Origin of the sequence: Mycolicibacter icosiumassiliensis (assembly GCF_900078685.2) — a bacterium.
Lineage (GTDB): Bacteria > Actinomycetota > Actinomycetes > Mycobacteriales > Mycobacteriaceae > Mycobacterium > Mycobacterium icosiumassiliensis.
Map to the genome: position 1 here is coordinate 541,663 of NZ_LT546170.1, position 19,839 is coordinate 561,501.

The 19,839-nt window shown below is 65.9% G+C and carries 19 protein-coding genes, 2 tRNA genes and 1 pseudogene; 10 read left to right on the plus strand and 12 right to left on the minus strand.

Annotated features, from left to right (window positions below):
* Window positions 1-345 (plus strand): annotated as a pseudogene (locus BN4346_RS45260) (serine/threonine protein kinase); the annotation flags it as partial.
* Window positions 342-2,216, plus strand: coding sequence for a Stk1 family PASTA domain-containing Ser/Thr kinase (pknB, locus tag BN4346_RS45265; RefSeq protein ID WP_067976967.1), 1,875 nt, complete (start codon window positions 342-344; stop codon window positions 2,214-2,216). The pseudogene BN4346_RS45260 and the gene pknB, both read left to right, overlap by 4 nt.
* Here pknB and BN4346_RS45270 read toward each other — a convergent pair whose 3' ends face one another.
* Together BN4346_RS45270 and BN4346_RS45275 are read right to left on the minus strand one after the other, a co-directional pair.
* Window positions 2,217-2,888: an aminodeoxychorismate/anthranilate synthase component II gene (locus BN4346_RS45270; RefSeq protein ID WP_067976819.1), complete on the minus strand. Its 672-nt coding sequence runs from the start codon at window positions 2,886-2,888 to the stop codon at window positions 2,217-2,219.
* A gap of 38 nt (window positions 2,889-2,926) precedes the next feature.
* Window positions 2,927-3,679, minus strand: a complete 753-nt coding sequence (locus BN4346_RS45275) for a DUF881 domain-containing protein (protein WP_067976820.1) — start codon at window positions 3,677-3,679, stop codon at window positions 2,927-2,929.
* Between the two features lie 101 nt (window positions 3,680-3,780).
* Here BN4346_RS45275 and crgA point away from each other — a divergent pair, with 101 nt between their 5' ends.
* Together crgA and BN4346_RS45285 are read left to right on the plus strand one after the other, a co-directional pair.
* Window positions 3,781-4,065: a cell division protein CrgA gene (gene crgA, locus BN4346_RS45280; RefSeq protein WP_067976821.1), complete on the plus strand. Its 285-nt coding sequence runs from the start codon at window positions 3,781-3,783 to the stop codon at window positions 4,063-4,065.
* A gap of 141 nt (window positions 4,066-4,206) precedes the next feature.
* Window positions 4,207-4,638, plus strand: coding sequence for a PH domain-containing protein (locus BN4346_RS45285; RefSeq protein ID WP_067976822.1), 432 nt, complete (start codon window positions 4,207-4,209; stop codon window positions 4,636-4,638).
* An 8-nt stretch (window positions 4,639-4,646) separates the two neighbouring features.
* Here BN4346_RS45285 and BN4346_RS45290 read toward each other — a convergent pair whose 3' ends face one another.
* Window positions 4,647-5,195, minus strand: a complete 549-nt coding sequence (locus tag BN4346_RS45290; RefSeq protein ID WP_078058862.1) for a peptidylprolyl isomerase — start codon at window positions 5,193-5,195, stop codon at window positions 4,647-4,649.
* A gap of 40 nt (window positions 5,196-5,235) precedes the next feature.
* Between BN4346_RS45290 and cwsA the strand changes: the two genes are divergently transcribed.
* Window positions 5,236-5,661, plus strand: coding sequence for a cell wall synthesis protein CwsA (cwsA, locus tag BN4346_RS45295; RefSeq protein WP_067976823.1), 426 nt, complete (start codon window positions 5,236-5,238; stop codon window positions 5,659-5,661).
* 30 nt (window positions 5,662-5,691) lie between these two features.
* Here the strand turns inward: cwsA and BN4346_RS45300 are convergent.
* From BN4346_RS45300 to dnaA, 9 genes are all read right to left on the minus strand, one after another.
* A tRNA-Ala gene (locus BN4346_RS45300) sits at window positions 5,692-5,764 on the minus strand.
* Between the two features lie 13 nt (window positions 5,765-5,777).
* Window positions 5,778-5,851: transfer RNA gene (locus tag BN4346_RS45305), tRNA-Ile, on the minus strand.
* 74 nt (window positions 5,852-5,925) lie between these two features.
* Window positions 5,926-6,765, minus strand: a complete 840-nt coding sequence (locus BN4346_RS45310) for a DUF3566 domain-containing protein (protein ID WP_067976824.1) — start codon at window positions 6,763-6,765, stop codon at window positions 5,926-5,928.
* Window positions 6,766-6,821: 56 nt separating this feature from the next.
* On the minus strand, window positions 6,822-9,317 hold the full coding sequence (gyrA, locus tag BN4346_RS45315; protein ID WP_067976825.1) for a DNA gyrase subunit A: 2,496 nt from the start codon (window positions 9,315-9,317) through the stop codon (window positions 6,822-6,824).
* A gap of 62 nt (window positions 9,318-9,379) precedes the next feature.
* Entirely contained in the window at window positions 9,380-11,431 is a 2,052-nt protein-coding gene (gyrB, locus tag BN4346_RS45320; protein ID WP_096867766.1) for a DNA topoisomerase (ATP-hydrolyzing) subunit B, read from the minus strand.
* A gap of 199 nt (window positions 11,432-11,630) precedes the next feature.
* Complete coding sequence (locus BN4346_RS45325; RefSeq protein ID WP_067976827.1) at window positions 11,631-12,209, minus strand: DUF721 family protein; 579 nt, start codon at window positions 12,207-12,209, stop codon at window positions 11,631-11,633.
* Window positions 12,206-13,366: a DNA replication/repair protein RecF gene (gene recF / locus BN4346_RS45330; RefSeq protein ID WP_067976828.1), complete on the minus strand. Its 1,161-nt coding sequence runs from the start codon at window positions 13,364-13,366 to the stop codon at window positions 12,206-12,208. The genes BN4346_RS45325 and recF overlap by 4 nt, the downstream gene beginning before the upstream one ends.
* Window positions 13,367-13,406: 40 nt before the next feature.
* Entirely contained in the window at window positions 13,407-14,603 is a 1,197-nt protein-coding gene (dnaN, locus tag BN4346_RS45335; RefSeq protein ID WP_067976829.1) for a DNA polymerase III subunit beta, read from the minus strand.
* Between the two features lie 535 nt (window positions 14,604-15,138).
* Window positions 15,139-16,608: a chromosomal replication initiator protein DnaA gene (gene dnaA / locus BN4346_RS45340; RefSeq protein WP_067976830.1), complete on the minus strand. Its 1,470-nt coding sequence runs from the start codon at window positions 16,606-16,608 to the stop codon at window positions 15,139-15,141.
* Between the two features lie 618 nt (window positions 16,609-17,226).
* Here dnaA and rpmH point away from each other — a divergent pair.
* From rpmH to BN4346_RS45365, 5 genes are all read left to right on the plus strand, one after another.
* Window positions 17,227-17,370 (plus strand): 50S ribosomal protein L34, encoded by a 144-nt coding sequence (gene rpmH / locus BN4346_RS45345; protein WP_046283926.1) that lies wholly within the window; start codon window positions 17,227-17,229, stop codon window positions 17,368-17,370.
* 17 nt (window positions 17,371-17,387) lie between these two features.
* The gene (gene rnpA, locus BN4346_RS45350) at window positions 17,388-17,771 is read left to right on the plus strand and encodes a ribonuclease P protein component (RefSeq protein ID WP_067976831.1); all 384 of its coding nucleotides are present in this window, start codon (window positions 17,388-17,390) and stop codon (window positions 17,769-17,771) included.
* Window positions 17,771-18,094: a membrane protein insertion efficiency factor YidD gene (gene yidD, locus BN4346_RS45355; RefSeq protein WP_067976832.1), complete on the plus strand. Its 324-nt coding sequence runs from the start codon at window positions 17,771-17,773 to the stop codon at window positions 18,092-18,094. The genes rnpA and yidD overlap by 1 nt, the downstream gene beginning before the upstream one ends.
* 43 nt (window positions 18,095-18,137) lie before the next feature.
* Window positions 18,138-19,178 (plus strand): membrane protein insertase YidC, encoded by a 1,041-nt coding sequence (yidC, locus tag BN4346_RS45360; protein ID WP_067976968.1) that lies wholly within the window; start codon window positions 18,138-18,140, stop codon window positions 19,176-19,178.
* Window positions 19,179-19,250: 72 nt separating this feature from the next.
* Entirely contained in the window at window positions 19,251-19,799 is a 549-nt protein-coding gene (locus BN4346_RS45365; protein ID WP_407695164.1) for a Jag family protein, read from the plus strand.
* The last annotated feature ends 40 nt before the right edge of the window (window positions 19,800-19,839 follow it).

A 19,839-nucleotide genomic window follows, 5' to 3' on the forward strand; every position in this document is an offset into this window, starting at 1 on the left:
ATCCCGTCGGGTGCCCCCACCCGCGCCGCGCCGCCGGTGTCGGCTCGGGCCACCGCGGCGCGGCGGGCCCGGCCCAGCACCGGCAACCATCGCACGCCCCCACCGCGTCGCACGTTCTCCGCCGGACAGCGTGCGCTGTTGTGGGCGGCCGGGGTGCTGGGCACGCTGGCGATCATCATCGCGGTGCTGATCGTGGTCAACGCCAAGAGTCCGGGCGGCTCCCTGGCGCCGGCCACCGTCACCGACACCGGGGCACCCCTGACCAGCTCGTCGAGTTCGGAATCGTCCTCGACGACACCGCCCGCGCACCCGTCGGGATGGACCTGGCACAGGACGTCGCCATGACCACGCCGCAGCGGCTCTCCGACCGCTACGAACTCGGCGAGATCCTCGGCTTCGGCGGAATGTCGGAGGTGCACCGCGCCGTCGACACCCGCCTGCACCGCGAGGTCGCCATAAAGGTGCTGCGCGCCGATCTGGCCCGCGACCCCAGTTTTTACCTGCGCTTCCGGCGGGAAGCGCAGAACGCCGCCGCCTTGAACCACCCGGCGATCGTCGCCGTCTACGACACCGGAGAAGCCGAGACCCCGGCCGGACCGCTGCCCTACATCGTGATGGAGCTCGTCGAGGGCGTCACGCTGCGCGACATCGTGCACAACGACGGGCCGATGCCACCGATCCGCGCCATCGAGGTGATCGCGGACGCCTGCCAAGCGCTGAACTTCAGCCACCAGCACGGCATCATCCACCGGGACGTCAAGCCGGCCAACATCATGATCGACCGGCACAACGCGGTCAAGGTTATGGACTTCGGCATCGCCCGTGCCGTCGCCGACGCAGGCAACAGCGTCACTCAGACCGCCGCCGTCATCGGCACCGCCCAGTACCTGTCGCCCGAGCAGGCTCGCGGCGACACCGTCGACGCCCGCTCGGACGTGTACTCGCTGGGCTGTGTGCTGTACGAAATCCTTACCGGCGACCCACCTTTCGTCGGCGACTCGCCGGTGGCGGTGGCCTACCAGCACGTCCGCGAAGACCCGGTGCCCCCGTCGCAGCGGCTCCCGAGCCTGCCCGCCGATCTGGACGCCGTAGTGCTCAAAGCGCTGGCGAAGAACCCGGACAATCGCTACCAGACCGCGGCCGAGATGCGTGCCGATCTGGTGCGGGTCCACAACGGGGAGACGCCCGAAGCTCCCCGGGTGCTGACCGCGGCCGACCGTGCCTCGATCATGACGCCGCGGTCCGGCGACGGCACCGGCGCTCAGACCGACCCGCTGCCCCGCCAGGAACTCGACTTCGGCCATGAGCGACCGGGCTCGGTGGGCCGCTGGCTGATCGCTGCGATCCTGCTCGCCGTGCTGACCGTCATCGTGACGGTGTCGATCAACACGTTCGGCGGCCGCACCCACCAGATCCAGGTTCCCGACGTCGGCGGCCGTGCGTCGGTCGACGCGATCGCCGAACTACAGAACAAGGGCTTCAAGACCCGCACCGAGCAGCGCGCCGATTCCACCGTCCCGCCGGACCATGTGATCGGCACCGACCCGCCGGCCGGCGCCCCGGCGAACAAGGGCGACAAGATCACCGTCAACGTGTCCTACGGGCCCGAACAGCGCCAGCTGCCCGACGTGTCGACGCTGAGCTACGCCGACGCGGTCAAGAAGCTGACCGCCGCCGGGTTCGGCAAGTTCAAGCAGGTCAACTCGCCGTCCACCCCGGAACTCAAAGACAAGGTGGTCGGCACCAACCCGCCGGCAAATCAGACCACGGCGGTCACCAACGAGATCATCATCGTGATCGGCAGTGGACCGGCCACCAAGCCCGTTCCCGACGTCACCGGCCAGACCGTGGACTTGGCGCAGAAGAACCTGACCGTCTACGGCTTCACCAAGATCACCGAGGTGACGGTGGACAGCCCGCGACCGTCCGGCGAGGTGATCGCCACCAGCCCGCCCAGCGGTGAGACGGTGCCGGTCGACGCGGTGATCGAGCTGCGGGTGTCGCGGGGCAACCAGTTCGTGATGCCCGATCTGGCCGGCATGTTCTGGACCGACGCCGAACCGCAGCTGCGGGCCTTGGGCTGGACCGGAATGTTGGTCAAAGGCGCCGACGTTGACGCCGGCGGGTCCGGCCACAACCGGGTGCTCTACCAGAGCCCGGCGGCCGGCCAGGGTGTGAACACCGACGGCAACATCACGCTGCGCTTCGGCCAGTAGTCAGCTTGCCGTGCCGCTGCCGATCCGGGCCGTCTGCACGGTCGCGGCGATCTCCTCCTCCAACCGGCGCACCAAGGCGTCGTCGCAGGTGTAGCCGCAGTAACCCAGCCAGTTGGCCAGCATCCGGTGGCCGCCCTCGGTGAGGATGGACTCCGGGTGGAACTGCACCCCGTGGATGGGCAGCTCGGTGTGTCGCACCGCCATGATCACCCCACTGCGGGTGCGCGCCGTGGCCTCCAGAACGGGGGGCAGCGTCTCGGGCAGGATCGTCAACGAGTGGTAGCGGGTGGCCGTGAACGGATCCGGCAAACCCTTGAGAACCCCGGCGTCGCTGTGGAAGACGGTGCTGGTCTTGCCGTGCAGCAGCTCCGGGGCCCGGCCCACGGTGCCGCCGAATGCGACGCCGATCGCCTGGTGCCCCAGGCACACCCCCAGCACCGGGATCCGCGCAGCCGCGCACGCACCGACCAGCGCGATTGAGGCACCCGCCCGTTCCGGTGTGCCCGGTCCGGGGCTCAGCAGCACCCCGTCGAAGTCGGCCACGGCAGCGGCCGGGTCGGCCAGGCGGGCGTCGTCGTTACGCCAGACGGCAGCCTGCACACCCAACTGGCCCAGATACTGGACCAGGTTGAACACAAAGCTGTCGTAATTGTCGACGACGAGGATCCGCACGCCCAACAGGCTACCGCCGAGCGACCTGGGGATCGGTGTCAGTAGTCGACCGGGCCGGCCGGCACGGCGTAGCGCATCCGGGCGACGGCCGGCGTCTCGGCGACCGCCAGGTCCGTACTGACCTGCTCGCTGTAGCCCAGACCGAACCGGATCACGTACTGCTTGTAGAGGGTGATCAGGGGATCGGCGGCCAAGGCGGCCTGCATGGCGGCCGGGTCACCGATCGCGGTCACCACGTACGGGGGGCTGTAGGTTCGGCCGTCCAGCAGCAGGGTGTTGCCCACGCAGCGCGGCGCCGACGCGGCGGTGATCCGCTGGTCCTGCATCTGGACAGCTTCGGCGCCGGCGCTCCACAGTGCGTTGAGCACGGCGGAGATGTCCTGTTGATGCACCACCAGGTCGTCCGGGGAGGCGTCGCGGGGGAACCGGCCGTTGGCGTCGCGCTGGGCGTCGGTGAGGGTCACGACCAGGCCCGGCCCGTGCATCGCCTCCAGGCCGGCGGCCGCGGCCAGTTGCTCGGCGCGTTTGCGCATCGCCGACAGGGCAACCCCGGACCCTCGGCCGTGTACCGAACCCACCTCGGCTACCAACGCGTCGCGCCGCGCGGTGAGTTCTTCCACCGTGGCCTGGGTCGCGCGGACCAGGTCGACCAGCCGGGGGGCGTCGCCGCGCCGGATCTCCTTGCCGCCCGAGACCCCGTGAGTGGCCGCCAGCAGCAGGCCTGCCAGCAGGCAGACCAGCGGAACTCCGAGCCGCCACGGGGAGCGGTGGCCGGGGGACGGCGGCCCCATCTGCGCCATCGGCTCTCCCGTCCTCGGCTGGGTTATCCTGCTGGGCTAATCTCGTACCGACCCATACTCGCAGCTTCACGCCGCACTTTCCCGAGGTACCGATGCCCAAGTCCAAGGTTCGCAAGAAGACCACCAGTTTCACCCCTTCGTCGGTGAGCCGTACCCCGGTCAAGGTCAAAGGCGGCCCATCAAGCGGATGGTTCGTCGCACTGTTCCTGGGGCTGATGCTCCTTGGGCTGGTGTGGCTGATGGTGTATCAGCTGGGGGCCACCGGGTTGGACGCTCCCGCGGCGCTCAACTGGATGGCTGAGCTGGGCCCGTGGAACTACGCGATCGCGTTTGCCTTCATGATCACCGGGCTGTTGCTCACCATGCGCTGGCACTGAGCTGCGCGGACGCGGTATTTCGGTTATGTCGGGCCGCCGTCGATGCCAACTAGGCAACCAAGCAATTGCTCAATCACAACGATGTGATTTATCCCCACTGTGGACAACTCCTGTAGATAACTTTGAAACCTGCAGGTCGATATGACTCAGGACGGGGACGAGCAGACGGAATGGTCGCCACCGGCCGGTGGAATCGCTGGTTGCGCGCTTGTTGGCATCGCGTTAGCTATCAGCACTGTGACGATCGCCACAGATATGCCCGGACGTGTTCTGGCCGGCATTGCAGGAGTCGGCCTGCTGATGTTTGCCGGGTTGTCCTGGCGGGCCCGGCCCAAGCTTGCGCTGACGTTCGACGGCCTGGCGGTGCGCGGTTGGTGGCGCACCCGAGTACTGACCCCGGACAGCCTCACCCGGCTTCGTGTTACGGAGTATCAGCGGATCGGGCGCAAGCACCGGTTACTGGAGATCGAGACGCTCGATGACGAGTTGCTGATCTTGTCGCGGTGGGATTTGGGAACCGACCCACGCGAGGTGTTCGAGGTGCTCTCAGCGGCCGGTTACACCGGCCGCTGAGCAGTTCTCTAGGCGACGGTGATCGACTCGATCACGACAGGCTCGGTGGGCCGGTCGGCGCGGTCGGTCGCAGTGGTGGCGATGGCGTCCACGACGGCCTGCGAGTCCGCGTCCACGACCTCGCCGAAGATGGTGTGCTTGCGGTTCAGGTGCGGGGTCTGGCCCACGGTGATGAAGAACTGCGAGCCGTTGGTGCCGGGGCCGGCGTTGGCCATCGCCAACAGGTAGGGCTTGTCGAACACCAGCTCGGGGTGGAACTCGTCCTCGAACTTGTAGCCGGGGCCGCCGCGGCCGGTACCGGTCGGGTCGCCGCCCTGGATCATGAAACCGCCGATCACCCGGTGGAACACCGCGCCGTCGTAGAACGGCCCCGACGAGCCGCCGGAGGCGTTGGTGGTCGAGTACTCCTTGGTGCCCTGGGCCAGGCCGACGAAGTTGGCGACGGTCTTGGGGGCGTGATTGCCGAACAGCGCGATCTTGATGTCGCCGCGGTTGGTGTGCAGCGTGGCAGTTGCGGTGGCAATGGAGCTGGAGGTCATGGGATCACAGTCTGCCATTCGCGGCGTGGTGGGCTGCGTCACGGGTAGCGTTGGGCCCATGCGTCTGGCCACCGAGACCCCGCTGACCCACCGAGAGCGACTGACACGGGGGCTGGCCCATACCGCCGCCGGGCCGGTGGACGTGGCGCTTGGCGCAGTGGGACTCAGTGGCGACGCGGTGCGCCGCGGGGCGGTGGAATTGCGCCGGCGTTATCGGGAGAGCCAACTGTCCGACCGAGTAGCCGAAGCCGCCGAAGCCGCGGCCCGGGAGCTGGCCGCCGCGCAAGAGGCCGTTGCCGGCTTCCCGGAGCTGTTGGAAGGTAGAGCCCCTCGCCGTCATGTTCGCCGGTCCTGGGTGCTGGTGGCGGCCGCCGGTGCAGCGCTGCTGGCGGGAGGGGTGGTTGCGGTGTTGATCCGCCGCTCGAACCGGCCGCCGGAGCCGTCGCCGCGCCCACCGAGCGTGGACGCACAGCACAAGATTTAGTACGCAAGCGACGCTTTCGCGTTCGCATTGTGGAGCCTAGGAGATTCGAACTCCTGACATCTGCCTTGCAAAGGCAGCGCTCTACCAACTGAGCTAAGGCCCCTGGGTGGGACTCGTGGGCCTAGGAGGACTCGAACCTCCGACCTCTTCGTTATCAGCGAAGCGCTCTAACCGCCTGAGCTATAGGCCCGTAGTCGTCTGACGACCGAGCGAGATTACCGCACTGGGAGCCCGCTCACCAAAATGCCATGAACACCCGGCCGGTCAGTCCCGGTCAGCCAGGGTTACCTCGACACCGCCGACCACGTCGGTGCTGAGGTTGTAGATCACCACGCCGAGGGTGGCCATCGCGGTCAGCACCACGACATTCACCAGCCCGATCAGCGCAGCGCCGCCGAAAATCGAACCGGCGGAAACCAGTTCGGCGGCACTGTTGTTGGTCAACAGGTCGCCCACGTTGCTGTTCAGTTTGCTCCAGACACCCATCGCGCCCAACGCGACGTACAGCACGGCCACCGCCATCATCCAGACGAAGAACAGCGCCGTCGAGAGCAGCAATGACACCTTGAGCGCGCTCCAGGGGTCGATCCGCCGGATCTGCATGCTGGCCCGCAGCGGGCCGCGCGGCCCCGCTGACACCTGGGGGCGGCGGACCGGAGGCCGCCGCTGCCCCGGCTCAGACAGATCCGGCAACTCGCTGGCGTAGGCATCGTCGGGCTGCTTCACCGGCGGCGCCTTGACGGCCGGCTTGGCCGGTTGCGGTGCAGGCTTGGCGGGCTGCGCCGGGGGCTTGGCCGCGGCCGGGGCTTTCGCCGGAGCCTGCTGCGGCGCGCCGGGCGGGGGCGGTGCTGTCGGAGCAGCCGTACCGGACACGAACCGGCGTATCCGCTCGTCAACGCCGGGGGAGTGCGCGCCGGCGTCTCCGGGTCGGGCCGGGGCCGGCGGACGGGCTTGGCCGCCGCGTTGCCACGGCGGGGCTTCCCCGGTCTCGGTGATCCGGCCGGGCCGGCCCGGGGGCCGCTGACTCTGGTCGGCCGGACCGTTTCCGGCCGACTCCACGTTGCCCCCGTTGCCCGGGTGCCCCGGCTCGTTCGGTGCGCTCACCCACGACTCCTTACCTGCGTATCCCCACCGCGTCGCGGCCGGGTCTGACGGCGGATCTAGCTACCCGCGTCCTCGTCGGCCGCCTCTTCGTCGGCGTTCCGCGCAATCGCTATCAGTGTGTCGCCATCACCCAAGTTCATCAACCGAACGCCCTTGGTCTGCCGGCCGGCCTTGCGAACCTGCCGTGCCGCGGTGCGGATCACCCCGCCACCGGAGGTGATCGCGTACAACTCGCTGTCCTCGTCGACGATCAGCGCCCCGACCAGCCGGCCCCGCTTGGGATCGTACTGAATCGTCAGGATGCCCTTCCCGCCGCGACCCTGCGCGGTGTACTCCTCGATCGCCGTCCGCTTGGCGTAACCACCGGCGGTGGCGACCAGCAGGTAGGTGTCCTCGCGGACCACATTGAGCGACAACAGCCGGTCGTCGGCGTTGAAGCGCATGCCCTGGACCCCGGAGGTGGCCCGGCCCATCGGCCGCAGCGCCTCGTCGGTGGCCGAGAACCGGATGGATTGACCGTTCGCCGAAACCAGCAACAGGTCTTCCGCCGACGAGCACAGCACCGCGCCCACCAGCTCATCGCCGTCGCGCAGGTTGATCGCGACGATGCCGCCGGAGCGGTTGGAGTCGAAGTCGGTCAGCTTGGACTTCTTGACCAGGCCGTTGCGGGTGGCCAGCACCAGATACGGCGCGTCTTCGTAGCTCTTGATCTGGATGACCTGGGCGATGCGCTCCTCGGGCTGGAAGGCCAGCAGGTTGGCGACGTGCTGGCCGCGCGCGGTGCGCAATGCCTCCGGCAGTTCGTAGGCCTTGGCCCGATACACCCGGCCCTGGGTGGTGAAGAACAGGATCCAGTCGTGGGTGGAGCAGACGAAGAAGTGCGCGACGATGTCGTCCTGCTTGAGGCCGGCGCCCTGTACGCCTTTGCCGCCCCGCTTCTGACTGCGGTACAGATCGGTCTTGGTGCGCTTGGCGTAGCCGGTCTCGGTGATGGTGACGACGACGTCCTCGCGGGCGATCAGATCCTCGTCCGCGACGTCTCCGTCGGCGGCGATGATCCGGGTCCGCCTGTCATCGCCGTGCTTCTCGACGAGCTCAGCGAGCTCGTCGTGCACGATCGCGCGCTGCCGTTCCGGCTTGTCCAGGATGTCCTTGAGGTCGGCGATCTCGGCCTCGATCTTGGCCAATTCATCGATGATCTTCTGGCGTTCCAGCGCGGCCAGCCGGCGCAGCTGCATGTCCAGAATCGCTTGCGCCTGAATGTCATCGATTTCGAGCAGCTCGATCAGGCCCTGGCGAGCGATGTCGACGGTCTGCGATGCCCGGATCAAGGCGATCACCTCGTCGAGGGCATCGAGTGCTTTGACCAGCCCGCGCAGGATGTGGGCTCGCTCCTCGGCCTTGCGGAGCCGGTAGCGGGTGCGCCGAACGATGACATCGAGCTGATGCGCCACGTAGTACCGGATCATCTGATCCAGCCGCAGGGTGCGCGGCACCCCGTCGACGATCGAGAGCATGTTGGCGCCGAAGCTGGTCTGCAGTTGGGTGTGCTTGTAGAGGTTGTTCAGCACCACCTTGGCCACCGCGTCGCGCTTGATCTCGACGACGATGCGTAGGCCCACCCGATCGCTGCTCTGGTCTTCAATGTTGGCGATTCCCACCAACTTTCCGTCGCGCACCTGCTCGGCGATCGACGTGATGAAGTTGTCGTGGTTGACCTGGTACGGCAGTTCGGTGATGACCAGCAGCGACCGGCCGCGCGAATCCTCTTCGATCTCGACCACGCCGCGCATCCGGATGGAACCTCGCCCGGTGCGGTAGGCGTCATTGATGCCCTGCGACCCGACGATCAGCCCGGAGGTGGGGAAGTCCGGGCCCTTGACCCGCTCCATCATCGCTTCCAGGGTGGTCTCTTCGTCGGCTTCGTGGTTGTCCAGGCACCAGAACACCGCTTCGGCCAGTTCGCGCAGATTGTGCGGCGGGATGTTGGTTGCCATGCCCACCGCGATACCGCCGGAGCCGTTGGCCAGCAGGTTCGGGAACCGGCTGGGCAGCACGGTCGGCTCCTGCACCCGCCCGTCATAGTTCGGAACGAAATCGACTGTTTCCTCGTCGATTTCGCGCAGCATCTCCATGGCTAGCGGGGTCAACCGGGCCTCGGTGTAACGCATAGCGGCCGCCGGGTCGTTGCCCGGCGAGCCGAAGTTGCCCTGGCCGTCGACCAGCGGGTAGCGCAGCGACCACGGCTGGGCCATCCGGACCAGGGTGTCGTAGATCGAGGCGTCACCGTGCGGGTGGTAGTTGCCCATTGTTTCGGCAACCGACCGTGCGGATTTCGCGTGGCTGCGGTCTGGCCGGAATCCAGAGTCATACATCGCGTAGAGCACCCGGCGGTGCACCGGCTTGAGACCGTCCCGCACTTCGGGGAGGGCACGGCCCACGATCACGCTCATGGCGTAGTCGATGTAGCTGCGCTGCATCTCCTGTTGGATGTCGACCGGTTCGATCCGGTCCACCGAGTCGTCTCCGGGTGGCAGCGTGGTGTCTGTCATCTATTCCTCGTTCTGTGCAGAAGTCAGTCAGGTCGGATGTCGCTAAACCTCGCGAACTATCGCTAAACGTCCAGGAATCGAACGTCTTTCGCATTCCGCGTGATGAAACTGCGGCGGGCCTCGACATCCTCGCCCATCAGGATCGAGAACAGCTCGTCCGCGGCGGCGGCGTCGTCGAGAGTGATCTGACGGAGCACCCGCACGCTCGGGTCCATCGTGGTCTCCCACAGTTCCTTGGCGTCCATCTCGCCGAGACCCTTGTATCGCTGGATGCCGTCGTCCATGTTGATCTTCTTGCCGGCCGCCTTGCCGGCTTCGAGCAGGCCGTCGCGTTCCCGGTCGGAGTAGGCGAATTCGGCTTCGGTTCCGCGCTGCCACTTGAGCTTGTACAGCGGCGGCTGCGCCAAGAACACATGCCCGTGCTCCACCAGTGGCCGCATGAAACGGAACAGCAGGGTGAGCAGCAGGGTGGAAATGTGCTGGCCGTCGACGTCGGCGTCGGCCATCAGCACGATCTTGTGATAGCGCAGCTTGGAGATGTCGAACTCGTCGTGAATACCGGTGCCCAGGGCGGTGATGATCGCCTGGACCTCGTTGTTCTTCAGCACGCGGTCGATGCGTGCCTTCTCGACGTTGATGATCTTGCCGCGCAACGGCAGGATCGCCTGAAACATCGAGTCGCGGCCACTCTTGGCCGAGCCGCCTGCTGAATCACCCTCCACCACATACAGTTCGGACTTGCTCGGGTCATTCGAGCGGCAGTCGGCAAGTTTTCCGGGCAGGCCGCCCAGATCGGTAGCGCTCTTGCGCCGCACCAATTCTCGCGCCTTGCGGGCCGCCATTCGGGCCTGCGCCGACGAAACCGCCTTGTTGATGATGGTCTTGGCTTCGGCGGGGTTGGCCTCGAACCAGTGGCCGAGTTGTTCATTGCAGACCTTCTGCACGAACGACTTGACCTCGGTGTTGCCCAGCTTGGTCTTGGTCTGGCCCTCGAACTGCGGCTGCGAGACCTTCACCGAGATGACCGCGGCCAAGCCCTCACGGATATCGTCACCGGTGAGGTTGGGGTCCTTGTCCTTGAGCAGCTTCTTGTCTTTGGCGTACTTGTTGACGACGCTGGTCAACGCCGAGCGGAAACCCTCTTCGTGGGTGCCGCCCTCGGCGGTGTTGATGGTGTTGGCGAAGGTGTGCACCGACTCCGAGTAGCCGCCGTTCCACTGCAACGCGATCTCGACTTCGTGCCCGGTTCCCTTGCCGTCGAAGTCGACGATGGTCGGGTGAATCGCGGTCTTGCTGCGGTTGATGTGTTGAACGAAATCGCGCAAGCCGCCCGGGTAGTGGAAGACACGGTGCTTGACCTTGTGCGGGGCGACGGCCTCGGCGGCCTGTTCCTCGGCGGTCTTCGGTGCTTCGGCGGTGTCGCTGACCACCTCATCGACGACCTCTTCCACCCGCACGCGCTCGTCGGTCAGGTCGATGGTCAGCCCCTTGTTGAGGAACGCCATCTCCTGCAGACGTCGGGCGACGGTCTCGAAGTCATAGGTGGTGGTTTCGAAGATGTCCGGATCCGCCCAGAATCGGATGGTCGTGCCGGTTTTCTGGCTCTTCTCACCCTTGCGCAGGGTTCCCGGAACCGACTTGTCGTAGGTCTGGAACCACTCGTAACCGTCGCGGAAGATGTCGGCTTCCAGGCGGGTCGACAGGGCGTTGACCACCGAGACGCCGACGCCGTGCAAACCACCGGAGACGCTGTAGGCGCCTTCCTCGAATTTTCCGCCGGCGTGCAGCACGGTCATGACGACGTCCACGGTCGGTACGCCGGTGGCGTGCATGGCCACCGGAATGCCGCGGCCGTCATCGGTGACTTCGACGCCACCGTCTTCGAGGATGCGGACGGTCACCGTGGAGGCGAATCCGGCCATCGCCTCATCGACCGCGTTGTCGACAACCTCCCAGATCAGGTGGTGTAGGCCGCGTTCACCGGTGGAGCCGATGTACATACCGGGTCTTTTTCGAACTGCTTCGAGGCCTTCGAGAACCTTGATCGAATCGGCACCATATTTGTTTTGGGCAGCCACGGTTGGGGAGCTCTCCTCGGGTTCGCAAGTCAGCATTCGACGCAGCACAGGGGTGCATGCGCGGGATACTGAGTCAGTCTACCTTGGGGTCGCGACGGCGAGTATTTTCTTGGGGTGTTTCTACCTACCTGATTGCGCCGTGGCGTCGATATCGCGGTTTACCTCGTGTCCGGCCGCTGGCCGGAGCGATTTTTTGGCTCGTAGCGCCACTGAGGCGCCCGATTCCAGGGCCAGATCAGCCGTAGGTATCGCGCGGGCCGCGGCCTGAGACGTGTAACGGACCTTTGCGCCACGACGGAGCGGTCGGGCCGGTGATCTTGAGCGTCTTGACCACGCCATCCCCGACTGCGGCCGCGATCTTGGCCAGCAATTGGGCCTGTACCAGGCGCAATTGGGTGGCCCAGGCGGTCGATTCGGCCGCCACACTGAGCACACCCTCGGAAAGCCTGGTCGGAGTTGCGTGCGAAGCGATGTCGTCGCCGACCACCGAACGCCACTGTCCCAGCACCGTGCCCTCGGCCACTTGGGTCGACCATCCCCGGGACTGCGCCAAGTCCCGGGTGGCCGCCCCCAGGGCTTGGGGATCCCGGCGATCCGGTCCGGGCCCCGACCAGCTGCGGCGGCCGCCGCCGGTACTCGGAGTACGCCGGCGCAGCGGCGCCCGGCGGCCCTGCCCGACGTCTTTGCCCTGGCTGCGCGCCGCTTCGCGCGCCTCAGCCAGGGTCCGGCGGACAAGATCCATGCCGGTCAGCCCGGCCAGGTGCGCGGGCGGCTGCAGAGCCGGTTCGTCTTGCGGCTTGTCGGAATCGGTCACGAGTCACCGCCGATCAATTCGGACACCCTGCCCTGGTCGCCTTCGGTGACGGCGATGCAAATCTGGCGGGCTTGCCAGTCGGCCGGAATGTCGTCAGCCACGGCGGCGGTGATCAATACCTGCTCAGCGGAACCGGCGACGCCAGCCAGCGCCCGCCGCCGGGCGGCGTCCAATTCCGCGAAGACATCATCGAGCAACAGCACTGGTTCGGCACCCTCACTACGGAGTAGTTCGTAGGAAGCCAGTCGCAGGGCCAGCGCCATCGACCATGACTCACCATGGCTGGCAAAGCCTTTCACCGGTCGGTCGCCGAGCCGCAACTCCAGTTCGTCGCGGTGCGGACCGACCAGGCACACGCCGCGTTCCAATTCCGCGCCGCGGCGGCGCGCCAATTCCGCGAGCAGGGCTTCGTGTAGTTCGGCCGTGCCCGGGTTCTCCGCACCGAGCGGGATCTCCAATTTGGGTCGATAGGCCACAGCCGCGGTCCTGGTTCCCGGCGCCAGGAGTTGGTAGGCCTTCTCGACTTCCGGCGCCAACTGGTTGACCAGGTCGATACGGGCGGCCATCAGCTCCGCGCCGTGCAGGGCCAATTGGGAATCCCACACATCGAGGGTGTCGAGCACGGATCGGTCGCCGCGATGCAGTGCACCCGGGGCACTCTTGAGTAGCGCGGTGCGCTGGCGCAGCACCTTGTCATAATCGGCGCGCACCCCGGCGATCCGCGGACGGCGCACACTGGCCAATTCGTCGAGGTAGCGGCGGCGCTCACCGGGATCGCCGCGCACCAACGCCAGGTCTTCCGGGGCGAACAACACCGCACGCAAGACCCCTACGACTTCGCGGGCGTGCCGCACCGGTGCTCGGTTCAGTCGCACCTTGTTGGCCCGGCCCGCGGCGATCTCCAGATCGACTGCGAGTTCGCGGCCCTCGTTGACGACGATCGTGGAAACCACCGCACGGGTAGCCCCCGACCGAATCAGTGGTGCGTCCGTGGCCACCCGGTGTGACCCTAAGGTGGACGAATACCACAGTGCTTCAACGAGATTAGTCTTCCCGAAGCCGTTCGGTCCGACCAGCACCGTGGCGCCCGGTTCCAGTTCCAGTTCGACGTGCGCCCAGGATCGGAAATCCCGCAGGCCCACGTGGCGGACATACACCGAGAAACCAACCCCTCCCGTCGTTGCGGTCCCGCCCCGATTAGCCGGGCAGGCGCACCGGCATCAACAGGTAGACATAGTCGGACGACACTGCCGGGAAAGGACCGTCACCAATCAGTGCGGGATCCTCGGCACTGGCCGGGCGCAGCACCGCGGGCTTCTTCGAATCGGTGAAACCCATCGACACCTTTTCGCTATGCAGTGAACCCAAACCATCCGTGAGGTAGGTCGGATTGAACGCGATGGTCAATGGCTCGCCGACGAAGTCGATCGGCAGATCTTCCTCCGCGCGACCGACATCTTCCGCGCCGGCCGAAAGTCGCAGGGTGCCCTCGGACAACTCCATGCGGACCTGGGCGCCCCGGTCGGCCACCAACGCCACGCGCTTGATTGCTTCGGTGAGCTCGGCCACACCAATGGTCGCGACGGCAAGGTGCTCGCTGGGCAGTAGCTGGCGGAATTTGGGGAATTCGGCATCCAACAGTCGAGTGGTGCTGCGCTTTCCAGCGCTGGTGATGCCGAGCAGCCCCTCGTTACCGACCGCAGATCCAGCGCCCAGCGCCAGATGTACCTCGTTGCTGTCGCTGCTGGCCTTGGCCGCTTCGGCGAGGGTCTTCGCCGGGACCAATACCGCCGCTTCGGTACCTGGTGCAGCGGACCAACTCAATTCTCGGACGGCCAGGCGGAAACGGTCTGTGGCAGCCAAAACCACTGTGTTGCCGGATATTTCGACACGGATACCGGTCAACATAGGCAGTGTGTCGTCGCGGCCGGCCGCCACGGCCACCTGGCTGATGGCCTCGGCAAACACATCTGCGGACAACACACCGGTTTCGTCGGGCAGTGTCGGCAGGGTGGGGTACTCCTCGACGGTCATGGTCGGCAGCGAGAAGCGCGCATTCCCACAGGTCAAAGAGACTCGAGTGGACTCCACCTGGACTTCGACCGGCTTGGCCGGCAATGCCCTGGTGATATCCGAAAGCAGTCGACCAGATACCAAAACACTTCCAGGAGAAGCGATCTCGGCAGCGAGCTGAACTTCGGCGGAGACTTCGTAATCGAACCCGGACACGGTCAGACCGTTGTCGGAACCTGTCAGCAGCACCCCGGCCAGCAGTGGCACCGTGGGCCGGGCCGGCAGAGACTTCGCCACCCACGCCACCGCGTCAGCGAAGTCATCCCGGTCCAGGCGGAACTTCAAGTCGGTCAGACCCGCGTTCGTGGTCGCCGCGTCCATAGCGTCCTCTCGTCACCCCGATTATCGAGTTCTACTCTGCGGCGACTGGTGTACACCCCCACCCGCGGCCGTGTAACGCCCCACGCCGAAGTGTAAGAGCGGTAGGTCACCAACCGTAGAGCCTGGACGGCCTTCTTGAAAGTTAAACCTCGACAACGAGTGGCTCAGGACCGCCTTGGGCGCCGGCTGGCTGAGCTGGTTGTGAACAGACCGGGTTGCGCCGAATCCCCAACGACCTGTTTTTAAAAAGAATCCAGGGATAACTTCCAGTATTAGTAGTAAGTCCTGTGGATCCTGGGCACAGGGTGGCATTGTCGCTGCTGAGCGGGGGCGAGGGCTTGGGGAAGAGCAGTGAATGACACGCCCGAGCCGGCCGGCGCGGCTGTGTATGAACCAGCCGCTGTGTATCGACGGACGGTTAGCCGTCGGATCGTGGACAGGTTGTCCGCAGCGGCATCCACAGGGCCCGACCGTGACGGGTGGTGCGAGTGGGTCCAAAGTTTTTTGTAAGAACGCCGGGCGGCAAAGCCGGGAATCAGCGCTTGGCCCGCTGCCGGATCCGGGTGGTGAGCTCTTTGACTTGATCGAAGACCTCGCGACGCTCGGCCATCTCCCCACGGATCTTGCGCTCGGCGTACATCACCGTGGTGTGGTCGCGGCCGAATGCCTGGCCGATCTTGGGCAGCGACAGGTCGGTCAGTTCGCGGCACAGATACATGGCGATCTGGCGGGACTGGGCCAGCGGGCGGGTTTTGCCAGGCCCGCGTAGTTCCTCGACGGAGGTGTCGAAGTATTCAGCGATGACAGCCATGATGATCGCGGCGCTGATCTGCATGGTGCTGGCGTCGGCGATCAGGTCACGCAACACGATCTCGGCCAACGCGCGGTCGATCGGGGTTTTGTTGAGTGAGGCGAATGCGGTGACGCGGATCAGCGCGCCCTCGAGTTCCCGGATGTTGCGTTCGATGCTGGTGGCGATGAGTTCGAGTACGTCGCCGGGGACGTCGAGGCGATCCATCTGCGCCTTCTTGCGCAAAATGGCGATTCGGGTCTCCAGATCCGGCGGCTGAACGTCGGTGATCAAGCCCCACTCGAAACGAGTGCGAAGCCGATCTTCCAGGGTGGCAAGCTGTTTGGGCGCCCGATCGGAGGTGATCACGATCTGTTTGTTGGCGTTGTGCAGCGTGTTGAAGGTATGGAAGAACTCCTCCTGGATACCTTCTTTGCCCTCAATGAACTGGATGTCATCGACCAGCAGTACATCGATGTCGCGGTAGCTGCGTTTGAACGCCACCTTGCGGTCATCGCGAAGAGAGTTGATGAAGTCGTTGGTGAATTCTTCAGTGGAGACGTACTTGACCCGCATCCCGGGAAAAAGCCGCTGGGTGTAGTTGCCGGCCGCGTGCAGCAGATGGGTCTTACCCAGACCGGATTCACCCCAGATAAAGAGTGGGTTGTAGGCGCGTGCCGGTGCTTCGGCGATGGCCAGGGCGGCAGCGTGAGCGAATCGGTTCGAGGTGCCGATGACGAAGGTGTCGAAGGTATAGCGCCGGTTGAGGCTCGCACCGTCGGCGGTTGGCGAGTCTTCACTGGGCCGTTCGGTGAAGTAGTTAGGCCAGTCGTATTCGACGTCGGTGGTCTCGTCGTCTTCTTCGTCGGCGCGGACCTCGGCACCGCTGTCGGGGCTGGAGGTGCTGGGCGGGTCTTCAGCGGGCTGCGGCGAGATCCGAACCCCAAGTTCGATGGCGTGTCCGAGGCGCCGGCTGAGTGCGTCGGTGATCTGGGTGCGCAGATGCCGTTCGATCTCGTTCTGGACGAAGCTGCTCGGAACCGCCAACAACGCGAAACCCTCGACAATGGCCAGCGGGTGGACCAGCTTGAGCCAGGCCTTCTGCTGGGGAGTCAAAGCGGGCGCCGACCCGTTGGTTGTCGGGGATTCCCCGTTGAGCTCGGCTACGACCTCGTCCCAGAGACTGAGGAACGCGGCGCCGGGGTCCTCACTCAAAGCCCCATCCCCCTGGTTCGACGCCGCGTGGCCGGACACCGCATGCACGGATGCCGTAACAGGTACATGCTATCCACACACTTATCCACAGGTGTGGATGAGGTGCGCGTACCGCGGTGAGGCCCCCTGGGCCGGTTGCTCAGCAACGGATACTCCAGACAAGAGACCTATATCTGAAGCGTCAGCCGCTTCGTGATCTTCGGTTCGTGGTCGAGAACCGCTCCGGTTCCGAAACGGCGCTGGCAAGCAAGTTAACAGGTTTCTGGGCGGACGACTACTCATTTCAACGAGATGAATCGAATGAAAATGAGCGGCATGAGAGCGATCGATACGGGTGTGACCAGTGTGAATAGTGGGTCAGTTTCGTAGGCCGGCGGCCTGGGGTTGGCGCGGCAATTACACCGGGGTTTGACCCGGCGAACGTGCATCAGTACCCTCGAACAGTCGCCCGAACGCTGGCGATACGGCAGCGACCGGCCTGACGGCCGGAGCCCGCGCCGGTTACGAGCAAGACGCAGAAGTTCACCGAGCTTACCGAGTGCGTCGCGTGCGGCAGGCACAACGGGCTCCCGGTGTGTCGGGCTTACGCGACGCAAGATGCAATAAGGAGAGTGTGCCGTGGCCAAGGGCAAGCGGACCTTCCAGCCCAACAACCGTCGTCGGGCCCGCGTGCACGGGTTCCGGCTGCGGATGCGTACCCGTGCCGGTCGTGCCATCGTCACCGCCCGGCGCAACAAGGGCCGGCGCTCGCTGACCGCCTGAGCACAGGCAGCTCGGCGGTGCTCCCGGCTCAGTACCGGATGAGACGATCGGCCGACTTCGGTGCAACGGTCAAGCATGGCCGAAAGTCAGTGCAACCGGTCCTCGTCATATACGACCGACGGGCGGACCCGTCCGCGGAGTCGGCGGTGGATGCCGCGACGGCGATTCCGCCGCGGGTAGGGCTGATCATCGCTAAGTCTGTGGGTACTGCTGTTGACCGGCATCGGGTAGCTCGGCGACTGCGCCACGTGGCCCGCGAGGTGCTGGCAGACTTGGAACCCCAAGAGCAACTGGTGATTCGGGCACTGCCCGGCAGCGCCGGTGCGACCTCGAACGAGCTCGGTGCTCAGTTGCGGACTGGCTTGCGGTCGATCCGCCGAGCCGCGGGGGCGGTGCGCTGATGCAGGCGGTAGCGGCAGCCCCGGTACGCGGATTGATCTTCGTGATCGAGCTCTACCGCCATCTGATCTCGCCACTGCGGCTACCCAGCTGCCGCTTCATGCCGACTTGCAGCCAGTACGCGGTGGACGCATTGACGGAATACGGGTTGATTCGGGGCAGCTGGTTGGCGGTGGTACGGCTGGCCAAGTGTGGGCCGTGGCATCAAGGCGGCTGGGACCCGATTCCCGAACGGTCCCAGGGGATTGCTGACTGCGGCTGCCCGAGCGGAGACGCCCTGAACATGCACGACAATCGAGCGGAGGGTGAATACCGTGTCCTTTGATCCGGGCAGCCTGGATTACGTGTACTACCCGGTCTCGGGCATTATGTGGTTGTGGTACAAGGCTTTTGGCCTTGTACTGGGGCCCGCGAACTTCTTCACCTGGGCGCTGTCAGTGGTGTTCCTGGTGTTCACGCTACGGGCGCTGCTGTACAAGCCGTTCGTCAAGCAGATCCGGACGACCCGGCAGATGCAGGAGCTGCAGCCGCAGATCAAGGCCTTGCAGAAGAAGTACGGCAAGGACCGCCAGAAGATGGCACTGGAGATGCAGAAGCTACAGCGCGAGCACGGCTTCAACCCGATCCTGGGGTGTCTGCCCATGCTGGCTCAGGTCCCGGTCTTCCTGGGTCTGTTCCATGTGCTGCGGTCGTTCAACCGGACCAGTACCGGGATCGGCCAGCTCGGCCTGTCGCCCGATCTGAACCGTCAGCTGGGCAACTACTTCTTCAGCGCAGCCGACGTCGGCAACTTCCTGGACGCGAATCTGTTCGGTGCTCCGCTGGGCGCGACCATGATCCAACGCACCGGCTTGGATGCCTTCGCCGAGTTCAACCGGCTGTCGGTGATCGTGGTCGGCGTGCCGATCATGATCGCGGCCGGTATCGCGACGTACTTCAACAGCCGAGCATCGGTAGCACGGCAGAGTCCAGAAGCGGCTGCCAATCCACAGACCGCGATGATGAACAAGCTGGCGCTCTACGTCTTCCCGCTGGGCGTGGTGGTCGGTGGACCCTTCCTGCCGCTGGCGATCATCCTGTACTGGTTCTCCAACAACATCTGGACGTTCGGCCAGCAGCACTACGTGTTCGGGCTGATCGCCAAGGAGGAAGAGGCCAAGAAGGAGGAGGCGCTGCGGCGCCGTGCCGCCAACGCCCCGGCTCCAGGGGCGAAGCCGAAGCGGGGCGTGCGGGCGGCTGCAACGGACGCTGAGGTGGAAGCCGAGTCGTCGGTCGAGGAGGCCGGCGTGATTGAGGCGGAGGCCGGCGAGTCCGGGAACCCTGAGGCCGCGAAGCGGAGCCCGAGTCGGCCCGCTGCCCGCGGCGGACGCCCCGGTGCCGGGGCCAAGCCGAAGAAACGTAAGCGGTGACGTACCGCGACAAGCCAACCGGCGCGTGAGCCGCCGGGCACGGAGGGAGACGACATGACCGACACGACTGACATGAACGACGCTGGGACCACGGAGCGCGAGTCTGCGAACCCCGAGGGGGACGCCCAGGAGGGCCAAGCCGCGCCTGCAGTCGACCTGGAGGACCGACTGGTTGCCGAAGGTGAGATCGCCGGTGACTACCTGGAAGAGCTGCTCGATCTGCTGGACTTCGACGGGGACATCGACCTCGACGTCGAAGGCCGCCGCGCGGTGGTGAGCATCGACGGCGGCAGCGACCTGACCAAACTGGTGGGCCGCAAGGGCGAGGTGCTCGATGCCCTGCAGGAGCTGACTCGCTTGGCGGTGCACCAGAAGACCGGTGAGCGCAGCCGGCTGATGCTCGACATCGCGGGTTGGCGCCGTCGCCGCCGCGACGATTTGACCGCCCTGGGCGACGAGGTGGCCCGGCGCGTGCTGGAAAGCGGTGCCGACGAGGAACTGGCCCCGATGAGCCCGTTCGAACGTAAGATCGTCCACGATGCGGTGGCCGCCGTTGCCGGCGTGCACAGCGAGAGTCAGGGCGTCGAGCCGTCGCGCCGCGTAGTGGTACGGCGGGACTGACAAGGCACAGCGTGGGGAATCACAGCAATGTGATTCCCCG

Bases quoted from the DNA above. Each gene is read 5' to 3' on its own strand.
- pknB (WP_067976967.1), top strand. From the start codon at position 342: ATGACCACGCCGCAGCGGCTCTCCGACCGCTACGAACTCGGCGAGATC.
- BN4346_RS45275 (WP_067976820.1), bottom strand. From the start codon at position 3,679: ATGGGGCCGCCGTCCCCCGGCCACCGCTCCCCGTGGCGGCTCGGAGTT.
- crgA (WP_067976821.1), top strand. From the start codon at position 3,781: ATGCCCAAGTCCAAGGTTCGCAAGAAGACCACCAGTTTCACCCCTTCG.
- BN4346_RS45285 (WP_067976822.1), top strand. From the start codon at position 4,207: ATGACTCAGGACGGGGACGAGCAGACGGAATGGTCGCCACCGGCCGGT.
- BN4346_RS45290 (WP_078058862.1), bottom strand. From the start codon at position 5,195: ATGGCAGACTGTGATCCCATGACCTCCAGCTCCATTGCCACCGCAACT.
- cwsA (WP_067976823.1), top strand. From the start codon at position 5,236: ATGCGTCTGGCCACCGAGACCCCGCTGACCCACCGAGAGCGACTGACA.
- gyrA (WP_067976825.1), bottom strand. From the start codon at position 9,317: ATGACAGACACCACGCTGCCACCCGGAGACGACTCGGTGGACCGGATC.
- gyrB (WP_096867766.1), bottom strand. From the start codon at position 11,431: ATGCTGACTTGCGAACCCGAGGAGAGCTCCCCAACCGTGGCTGCCCAA.
- dnaN (WP_067976829.1), bottom strand. From the start codon at position 14,603: ATGGACGCGGCGACCACGAACGCGGGTCTGACCGACTTGAAGTTCCGC.
- yidD (WP_067976832.1), top strand. From the start codon at position 17,771: ATGCAGGCGGTAGCGGCAGCCCCGGTACGCGGATTGATCTTCGTGATC.
- yidC (WP_067976968.1), top strand. From the start codon at position 18,138: ATGTGGTTGTGGTACAAGGCTTTTGGCCTTGTACTGGGGCCCGCGAAC.
- BN4346_RS45365 (WP_407695164.1), top strand. From the start codon at position 19,251: ATGAACGACGCTGGGACCACGGAGCGCGAGTCTGCGAACCCCGAGGGG.